This window comes from Pseudomonas sp. V98_8 (assembly GCF_029967975.1).
GTDB lineage: Bacteria > Pseudomonadota > Gammaproteobacteria > Pseudomonadales > Pseudomonadaceae > Aquipseudomonas > Aquipseudomonas umsongensis.
Map to the genome: position 1 here is coordinate 1 of NZ_JASCAE010000106.1, position 10,307 is coordinate 10,307.

5 protein-coding genes are annotated in these 10,307 nt (G+C 58.8%); 3 read left to right on the plus strand and 2 right to left on the minus strand.

Annotated features, from left to right (window positions below):
* Both QLG10_RS29215 and QLG10_RS29220 read left to right on the plus strand, forming a co-directional pair.
* Positions 1-5,783: immunoglobulin-like domain-containing protein (locus QLG10_RS29215; RefSeq protein ID WP_282488455.1), on the plus strand; the 5,783-nt coding region annotated here is incomplete at its 5' end.
* A gap of 147 nt (positions 5,784-5,930) precedes the next feature.
* Positions 5,931-6,269: a hypothetical protein gene (locus QLG10_RS29220; protein ID WP_008064081.1), complete on the plus strand. Its 339-nt coding sequence runs from the start codon at positions 5,931-5,933 to the stop codon at positions 6,267-6,269.
* 98 nt (positions 6,270-6,367) lie between these two features.
* Here QLG10_RS29220 and lapD read toward each other — a convergent pair whose 3' ends face one another.
* Together lapD and lapG are read right to left on the minus strand one after the other, a co-directional pair.
* Positions 6,368-8,341, minus strand: coding sequence for a cyclic di-GMP receptor LapD (gene lapD, locus QLG10_RS29225; RefSeq protein ID WP_282488456.1), 1,974 nt, complete (start codon positions 8,339-8,341; stop codon positions 6,368-6,370).
* A 14-nt stretch (positions 8,342-8,355) separates the two neighbouring features.
* Positions 8,356-9,051, minus strand: a complete 696-nt coding sequence (lapG, locus tag QLG10_RS29230; RefSeq protein WP_248679086.1) for a cysteine protease LapG — start codon at positions 9,049-9,051, stop codon at positions 8,356-8,358.
* Between the two features lie 196 nt (positions 9,052-9,247).
* Between lapG and QLG10_RS29235 the strand changes: the two genes are divergently transcribed.
* Positions 9,248-9,955, plus strand: coding sequence for a GntR family transcriptional regulator (locus QLG10_RS29235; protein WP_110751738.1), 708 nt, complete (start codon positions 9,248-9,250; stop codon positions 9,953-9,955).
* Positions 9,956-10,307: the final 352 nt, after the last annotated feature.

Genomic DNA, 10,307 nt, shown 5'->3' on the forward strand with positions numbered 1-10,307 from the left:
ACGGCGATACCGTGGTGATCAAGGCCGGCAGCACCAGCGTGCCGTACGAGCTGAAGGCCCAGGGCGATGACGTCTACAAGGACGGTCAGGTTGTGGAAGTGGGTGTCAGCAATGCCACCGTCGACGGCAAGTCGTTCGAAAACCTGGTCCTGGGCGGCAAAGCCCAAGTCACCATCGACGACACCCTCACTGAAGTGAAAGCCACCCTGACCGTGGATAAAACCACCGTCGCCGAAGGAGGTTCGGTCACCTACACCGTGACCCTGACCAACGCGGCCGGCCTGCCGATGGCCAGCCACGGCGAGTTGACCTTCAAACTCACCGACGGTACCGAGATCAAGATCCCGGCTAACGGCACCAGCGGCTCTGCTGTGGTGATTGCCAAGGACGACATCTTCACCGGTGGTCAGGATGCAATCGTCAACAAGCTGGAGTCGGTCTCGGCCAACAACTTCGAGAAGCTGACCCTCGGCGAGGACCAATACACCACCACCGTCACCGACGAGCCAGGTTCGGGCGATCCAAAAGACCCGGCCAACCAAGGCGACAAGATCACCGTCAGCATCGAAAGCAACGGCGACGTACTGGAAAACGCTGCACCGAAGTTCACGGTGAAAGTCGATCAGGTACTCAAGCAGGATCTGACCGTCACCTTGAGCAACGGCGATACCGTGGTGATCAAGGCTGGTAGCACCAGCATTCCATACGAGCTGAAAGCCCAGGGCGATGACGTCTACAAGGACGGCGAAACCATCAAGCTCAGCGTCACCGATGCTTCCGTTCCGGGCAAATCCTTCGAGAACCTGGTGCTCGGCGGCGAAGCCGTGGTGAAAGTCGACGACACCCTCACCGAAGTCAAAGCCACCCTGACCGTGGATAAAACCACCGTCGCCGAAGGCGGCTCGATCACCTACACCGTTACCCTGACCAACGCCGCCGGTCTGCCAATGGCCAGCCACGGCGAGTTGACCTTCAAACTCACCGACGGCACCGAGATCAAGATCCCGGCCAACGGCACTAGCGGCTCTGCTGTGGTGATTGCGAAGGACGACATCTTCACCGGTGGCCAGGACGCAATCGTTAACAAACTCGAGTCGGTCTCGGCCAACAACTTCGAGAAACTGACCCTCGGCGAGGACCAATATACGACCAAGGTCACCGACGAACCATCGGGCCAAGGCGACAAGATCACCGTCAGCATCGAAAGCAACGGCGACGTACTGGAAAACGCTGCACCGAAGTTCACGGTGAAAGTGGACCAGGTCCTCAAACAAGACCTGACCGTGACCTTGAGCAACGGCGATACCGTCGTGATCAAGGCTGGCAGCACCAGCATTCCATACGAGCTGAAAGCCCAGGGCGATGACGTCTACAAGGACGGCGAAACCATCAAGCTCAGCGTCACCGATGCTTCGGTTCCGGGCAAATCCTTCGAGAACCTGGTGCTTGGCGGCGAAGCCGTGGTGAAAGTTAGCGACACCCTCACCGAAGTCAAAGCCACCCTGACTGTGGATAAAACCACCGTCGCCGAAGGCGGCCAGATCACCTACACCGTGACCCTGACCAACGCCGCCGGCCTGCCGATGGCCAGCCACGGCGAGTTGACCTTCAAACTCACCGACGGTACCGAGATCAAGATCCCGGCCAATGGCACCAGCGGCTCTGCTGTGGTGATTGCCAAAGACGACATCTTCACCGGTGGTCAGGATGCAATCGTCAACAAGCTGGAGTCGGTCTCGGCCAACAACTTCGAGAAACTGACCCTCGGCGAGGACCAATATACGACCAAGGTCACCGACGAACCATCGGGCCAAGGCGACAAGATCACCGTCAGCATCGAAAGCAACGGCGACGTACTGGAAAACGCTGCACCGAAGTTCACGGTGAAAGTGGACCAGGTCCTGAAACAAGACCTGACCGTGACCTTGAGCAACGGCGATACCGTCGTGATCAAGGCTGGCAGCACCAGCATTCCATACGAGCTGAAAGCCCAGGGCGATGACGTCTACAAGGACGGCGAAACCATCAAGCTTAGCGTCACTGGTGCTTCCGTTCCGGGCAAATCCTTCGAGAACCTGGTGCTCGGCGGCGAAGCTGTGGTGAAAGTTAGCGACACCCTCACCGAAGTGACGGCCACCCTGAGCGTGGATAAAACCACCGTCACCGAAGGCGGCCAGATCACCTACACCGTGACCCTGACCAACACCGCTGGCCTGCCAATGGCCAGCCACAGTGAGCTGACCTTCAAGCTCAGCGACGGTACCACGGTCAAGATCCCGGCCAATGGCACCACGGGCACTGCAGTAGTTACCGCCAAGGACGACTTCTTCACTGGTGGCCAGGCCCCGATCATCAACAAGTTGGTGTCGGTCACCGGTGCTGACAACTTTGAAAAATTGACGCTCAAGGACACCACCCTGACCACCACCGTCACCGACGAGCCATCGGGCCAAGGCGACGTAACCACCGTGGGTATCAGTGGTGCGGCATCGGTCATCGAAGGCCAATCCGCGCACTACACGTTGAACCTGAGCAATACCTCTCAGGCCGAAGTCACGGTGACCCTGAAGTACACGGGTACTGCGGTCGACGGTTCAGACCTCAATGGTGTCATGACAATCAAGATTCCGGCCAACAGCAACAGCGTCGGTTTCGACATCAGCACCATCGATGACAAGCTGGTCGAAGGCTCCGAGAACTTCATCATCACCATCGACAAAGCCATCGGCGGCAACTTCGAGAATCTGGTGATCGACTCGAGCAAAACCTATGTCATCACCACCATCGTCGACAACGACCATGCACCGGTGACCACTGGCGGCGCAGTTACCGGCCTCGAAGACAAGACCCTGACCCTGACCTGGGACAACTTCAAGGTCACCGATGTCGATAACGACAGCCCGCTGGGCATCACCATCACCCAGGTAACGGGCGGTGGCGATTTGTTGTTCAACGGCGTGAAGGTGGTGGTCGGGCAGGTCATCAGCCAGGCGGATATCGCCCTGGGCAAACTGACCTTCGTGCCGGCACGCAACGAGTCGGGTGCCGATGGTTATGGCGGCACCGGGGTCGGCAACAAGGCAGCGGACTACGCGCAGATCAAGTTCAAGCCTACCGACGGTTTCAACCTGGGCAACGAAGCGACTCTGAAAGTCGACATCACTCCGCAAGCCGACGCACCCACCCTGAGTATCGCGGGCAACAACGTGAACTCGACAGGCCTGATCAAGGAGATCTGGACTGGCCTGACCGCCCTAAACACCGGCTACAACGGTACGGGCAGCGGTGCGCCGACCAACACCCTGAAATCGGTGATCGATGCGGCTGGCACTGCCAACAGCAAAGGTACCGTGACCGATGTGCAGGAAAGCAGTGTGACGGCGGGTATCGCCTCAAAAACCTCCGGCCTGATCTACCTCGAAGCCGGCAAGATCTACACCTTCAGCGGCACCGCGGACGACAGTCTGCTGGTGACGATTGGCGGCAAAAACGTGGCCAGTGCCCTGTGGGGTGCCGGCGGGACGATCAGCGGCTCGTTCACGCCGACCACCAGCGGCTACTACACCCTGGACATCTACCACCACAACCAGAGCGGCCCGGGCAGCTACGACGTCAACCTCAGGGTGGACAACGGTCCGGTGCTCGACCTGAACAATGCTGGCGTGCCGATCTACACCGGCGTCAACGACCTGATCAATGCAGGCGTGACGGTCTCCGACCTGCATGGCAGCAATGGCGAAGGCTACTACGACGGCTACAAGCTCAACACCGGGCCAGAGGGCGGCAGCATCAAACTGTCGGCCATCAGCACCGAACTGACCGACCGCGACGGCTCCGAAAGCCTGAGCGTGAAGATCGGCGGGATTCCGGCGGGCTCCGTGCTCGGCGATGGCGCGGGACATACCTTCACGGCCACCGCGAGCAATGGCGAGGCGGATGTCACCGGCTGGAACCTCGGCTCGCTGACCATCACCCCGCCGCCGTACTACAGCAACTCGTTCAACCTGACGGTGACTTCGACCTCCACCGAAATGCTGGGCGGCTCAGCGCCATCGTCGGCCGAGCTTCCGGTGACCATCTACCCAGCGACCTACAACCCGGTCATGGGCACGACCAAGGATGACAATATCGTCGGCACCGACAGCAACGACATCATCGTTGCCGACGTCGCTGGCCTAAACGTGGTTCAGGGCAAGAATTACAACATTGCGTTCATGGTCGACACTTCCGGCAGTATGGACACCTCGATCCAGGCAGCGAAGAACTCGCTGAGCCTGATGTTCAGCACCCTCAAGCAAAGCCTGGGTGCGAACACTTCGGGGACGGTCAACATTTTCCTGGCGACCTTCGATGACACCGTGAACACCACCGTTACGGTCAACCTGAATGACTCCGGCGCACTGGATCAACTCCAGGCCATCGTCAGATCGATGGCGTCTGGCGGTGGCACCAACTACGAGGACGTGTTCAAAACCACGGCCAACTTCTTCCAGAGTACTCAGGCCAAGGGCAATATCGGCGCCACCAACCTCACTTACTTCATCACTGACGGGGTGCCCACCTACTACCAATCCGGCGAATCGACCAACCCGATAGTCGCTGACTTCAAAAGCTCCAAAGTAGTCGATGGCAGACTGGATGACTACCTGAGCGTCAATAACTACAAGCTGGGCGATACCGCCTATATCACCCTGGGTGGAGTCAGCCGCCAGCTGATTACCAGCAGTGGCAAGATCAACAAGTGGTCCGAAGACTCGTCGGGCAATTGGACCAAGGACGGCACCATCGGCACGATCCGTGCGCAGGGTGACGGCACCTATGAGATCTCGTACACCGCCGGTAAAGGTAGCTACACCGACGACGATACGGCCGATAACGCCAGCAGCAGCTTCCTGTTGCTCAGTAAGTTGTCGCAGGTCGAAGCAATCGGTCTGAACGGCGCGATCAAGCCGACCGACCTGATTCCGTTCGACACGGACAGCAAGCCACAAACCAATATCGATCCGAGCAACCTGGCCAATGCCATCCTCGGCCACACCGAGGCGACCCTGCCGGGTGACGACACGGTCAATGCGGGTGATGGCAATGACATCATCTTCGGCGACCTGGTCAGCTTCAACGGCGTTGCCGGCGAGGGTTACCAGGCGATGCAGGCGTTCGTTGCCAAGGAAACCGGCGTAGATGTCAGCAAAGTGACCACCAGCAACGTGCACCAGTACATTACAGAGCACACCGACGTGTTCGACGTGTCTGGCGCTCACGATGGCAACGACAGTCTGTTGGGTGGTGCCGGCAACGACATCATTTTCGGCCTGGGTGGCGACGACAAACTCTACGGCGGCAGCGGCAATGACCTCTTGCTCGGCGGTACCGGAAAAGACCTGCTTGAGGGTGGCGACGGCAATGACACCCTCCTGGGTGGCAAGGGTGACGACACGCTGATTGGCGGCCTGGGTGGCGATACCTTCGTCTGGAAGTCTGGCGACACCGGCACCGACGTGATCAAGGACTTCAATGCCAGCCAGGGCGATCGCATCGATCTGCGTGATCTGTTGCAGGGTGAAAGTGGCAGCACCATCGACAACTACCTGAAGATCACCACGGTGGACGGTGTATCGTCCCTGCAGGTCAATTCCGCTGGCAACTTCAACAGTGCCAACGCTACAGCGGCCAAGCCGGACGTGACGATCAAACTCGAAGGTAACAACTGGTCCAGCGCCAACTTGCACAATCTGATTGCCGGTAGCGATCCGACGATCAAGATCGATCACAACAACAGCTGATGGCTGACTGACGGTCGCCCACAGCGGGCGGCCGTCACGTTTGCAATCAACAGCCCGGTGACGATTTCGTCATCACGCCGCATACTCGCCTGCAGTTGGCCTATGCTGCTGACAGCATGATGCTGGACCATTTCTGAGGGATGCCAAATGTTTTACGTGCAACGCGATGCGCAAGGCCAATTGGTTCGCGTGGAAGCTGCCGCCTATGCCGAAGCCACGGAAACGCTGCCGGCCGATCATCATGAAATCCAGGCCTGGTACGCCAACGAAACGATGGAGGTCAGCCTCAAGCAGCTCAAGCAAAGCGACCTGGAAATGATCCGCGTACTCGACGACTTGATCCAGGTGCTGACCAGCAAAGGCGTGATCCGTGTCACCGACCTGCCACCGGCCGCACAGGCCAAGTTGATGGACCGGACCCAGGCCCGTGAGGCGTTGGGCGGATTAAGTCATTTGATCGATGATGATGAGGCAGGATTGATCTAGGCCTGCCGCCCTCTAGATGTAGGAGCGAGCATGCTCCGGGCGGCGTTCCGTCGAAAAATGTGAGGGCGCCGCGGGGCGTCAGGTGCCCCGCGTCATCGTTACCCTCCATCGCGAGTAAGCTCGCTCCTACACCAAGGCTTTGGCGCACCGAACAATTGCCCCTGAACCCCATAAAGCCCCATCTCGCGAATCACCGACAACTCCCCTTCTGTCTCGACCCGCTCGGCAATCAACGGCAGGTCAATGCTGTGCGCCGCCCGCTGGATGGCCTCGATGAACAAACGCTTGTCACTCTCGCGATCAATCGCCCGGAAGTAGCTGCCATCGACCTTCAGATACGCTAACCCTAGCCGTGCCAGGTTGCCGATCATGCTGAAACGTCCGCCGAAACGTTGCAGGCTCAATGAGAACCCCAACTCACGCAGGCGTCGCGTCAGCTCCTCAAGCACCGTTTGCTCCGGTAATTGTTCCTCACCGATCTCCAGCGTCAACCGCGGCCCCAGGTTGGAATGCGAACGCAATAGCTCAAAGACTTTATTCAGCGCCTGCGGGTCAGCCAGGGTAGCCGACGACAGGTTCAGCGCCAGCGACTCTTCATGGTCAGCCATCTGCTCAAGCACCAACTCCAGCATCAGGCGGTCCAGCCGCGCAGTCCAGCCAAAACGCTCCAGCCACGGCAGGAAGCGTCCGGCGGGAATGATCTGGCCCTCTGCATCAGTCAAGCGCGAAAGCACCTTGTAGTGCAGCACCAGCTGAGTGTCCTGGGCGGCAACCACTGGCTGGAAGAACAATTCGAAGCGCCGTTGAGTCATGGCCTGATCGAGCAGGTTGTGCCACGCATGATGGTCTTCAGCCACATGAGTCGATGCGCCATGGTCCAGGCACGCCCAGCTCGGCTCACCCTGGCTCTGCGCCTGGGCCAATGCCTGATCCGCCAACCCGAGCGCCGCCTGCGGTGAATCGCCATGGGTAAAGGGAGCCAGTCCGATTGAGGCCACCGGCGCAACGTCGGTGGCGCCAGTGGCGTGCAGGCTCGCCAAGGCACTGTCGAGGCTGCGCGCCAGCTGCAACGCTTCCTCACGCACCAACCCCGGCGCCAGCACGGCAAACTCACCGCCGCGAATGCGCGTGACCAGGTTTTGTGTTTCCGGGTACTTGGCGCACTCGCGAGACAATTGCAGCCCGACTGCCTTCAACAACTCATCGGTCCGCTGACCACCCAGGCGCTGATTCAAACCCGCCAGATCGTTGACCCGCAGCAACAGCAGATAACCCGAGCTGGCCTGCTCGGTATTGCTCACCCGTGCGTTCAACTGCATCTCGAAATAACGACGGTTCGCCAGCCCTGTCAGGTTGTCCTGATAAGACTCGATCCGCAGTCTTTCACTGCGCTCGGCCTGTTCCTGAAACAGTGCCTTGAGCTTCTCGACCATCTGGTTCATTGCTTGAACGACGCGGCGCAATTCGGGGGTACGCGGCAAATCCGGCAGGCTGAGGAATTCCCGGCGGGCAATCGCGTGGGATTGCTTGACCATGTAATCCAGGGGCTTCAATTGTCGACGCAACAGCAATGCACCCAAGACGGCGCTCACCGCGCCACACAGCAGCAGCCAACCAAGACTGCCCAGCGCACTCTGCCAAAGCTTGGCCAAGGCAAACATCGGGTGGCTGACCACCTCGACCCGTGCAGCCTGCTCCCAACCGCGGCTGACGATCGCATCGCCACCGGCCGCTTCCAGGCCGATCAGCTTGATGAACCATTGCGGTACATTGTTGACCGTCGGCATACCGCTGCGCTCGACGATGACTTTGTCGTCGCTCAAATCGACCACGCGGATGCTGGCGTAATACCCGCTGTCGAACAGCGAGCTGACCAGCAACTCGACCATCGCCGGATCGTCGATGTTCGGTGTCAGGGACACCGCCAAAGCCGTCGCGCCATCCTGGGCGTGAGAACGCAACTGGTTGACGTACTGGGTGCGCGAACTTTCCAGGCTGACCATGAAGCTGCCGGTAAAGGCGACCACCAGGAACAGACAGATAGCGATCAACAGCTGTTTGAACAAAGACATCTGAGCGTGAGCTCCTAGTTAGTCGTCTCGACCGGAAAACCTTCGGCCTGCATTTTTTTCAGCACATCCTGCCAACGCGACAGGCGTTTGGTATCACCAACCTTCTTGTTACCTTTGGCGCCGGGCAAGTACAGGCCTTCTGCATTGAAGGAGTAGACCGGAAGCAGATCCGTTCGCTGACTGGCGGGCTGGATCGTGTCGATCAGGCTATCGAGGACCAACGGCATCGCCTCTGGACTCGAATAGTAGGTCAGCACCATGTGTGCCCGGTTCAGACGCAGGGCCTTGACGTAGGTAATGCGCAGTTTGTCACTGGAAACGCCAAGATGGCGCAGGCTGAAATACTTGGCGATAGCGTAATCTTCGCAGTCGCCGGCACCTTTCCACAGGGCTTCGATTGGCGTTTCCCAATAATCGACCTGTTGCCACAAATCGATGTCTTCGACGTAGCGCAACTGCTTGTTGACGAACCGGTTGACCACGTTCAACTGTTCAAGCTCGCCAAGCTGCTTCTGGCTGGCCAGCAAATGCTGCCAATCATCCATGCGTTGCTGGCCTGGACCCAAAGGTCCGTACAATGCCTGCGCCCGACGACTGATCAGAGAAAAATCCCAATCGGCATGCAGCCCGCCGAGCATTACGCCAGCCAGCAACAACGCGCAGGACAGCCAGCGCAGCATCCGTGGAATCGGGGAAAAACGTACCGCCAATGCGAGGCATCCAGGGTAGGCAGTTGGAAAGTCGGTTGATGGTGTAGGTTAGTACGGCAAAAAACAATGGCACCGTGAGATCAGCGATGGCGCGCTAAACTTGAAATAGGTAATTTGCTGATCGTTTGACAAGCTTTCAGGCACTCACTAGTGTCAGTTGGATCCAAAATAAATCGGCCAATCAGGGTGCGTTGTAGTGACACGAAAAGCCAACCCTCTCAGCAGCATTAAGGTCAACGGCCCGATTGCGGCTCACCTGGCGCGCTCGGTCATCGAGGAAACCTTGCGTTCGGCCATCCTGGACGGTCGGCTGCCGTGTGGCATCGCTCTGCGCCAGCAAGACCTGGCCGATCTCTTCGGTGTCAGCCGCATGCCTGTGCGCGAAGCGTTGCGCCAACTCGAAGCCCAGTCATTGCTCAATGTGGTTGCCCACAAAGGTGCCGTGGTGGCCCCGCTGGTCCAGGGCGATGCAGTGGAGACCTATGCGCTGCGGATTTTACTGGAGTCCGAAGCCCTGCGCCTGTCGGTGCCATTGCTTGAGGCGGCGGATCTCGAACAGGCCGCGCTTTACATCGACCAGCTGGAGACGGAACAGGACTACACCGAAATCGGCCGGCTGAACCGCCTCTTTCATATGTCGCTCTACAGCAAGGCACCCAATCGCCGGTTGCTCAAACTGGTGGAGGACGGGTTGAACGAAGAAGAACGCTTCCTGCGCTTCAACCTTGAGGCCATGGGCCTGGGCAAGTTATCACAGGAAGATCACCGGGCCATGTGGCGGGCCGCCGAGGCGCGAGATGTCGAAGGATCTGTGAGGTTGCTGGTCAACCATCTCAATCGTGGGGTTGAGGTCATCACCCGGTACCTCAACAGTTCGGAAGCCAAGAACAGAAAAACCTCGTAGCAAAGGCAGCGGCAGGCCCGAGGGTGACTTCACTTGCCGCAACATTTCGTCGCTCATCATCCACGCATAATCTGCTTACAACATCCCCCGCCCCGGCTCCCAGCCCCGCTATAGCCAACCCCGGGCTCTTTTGCCCGTCGATGCCGCACAAGTCTGGGCGATTGTGGGTAGCTTACCGGCTTCCATCGATTCATCCCGGTGCCGTCTCACATTGAGTGACCGGTTACTCGATGAGCAATGTGCTGAAGCTCTTTTCGTAGCCCCAAAACGACAAAACCCCTGTCTGCGCTAGCAGACAGGGGTTTTGGAATTTAATCTTGACGATGACCTACTCTCACATGGGGAAACCCCA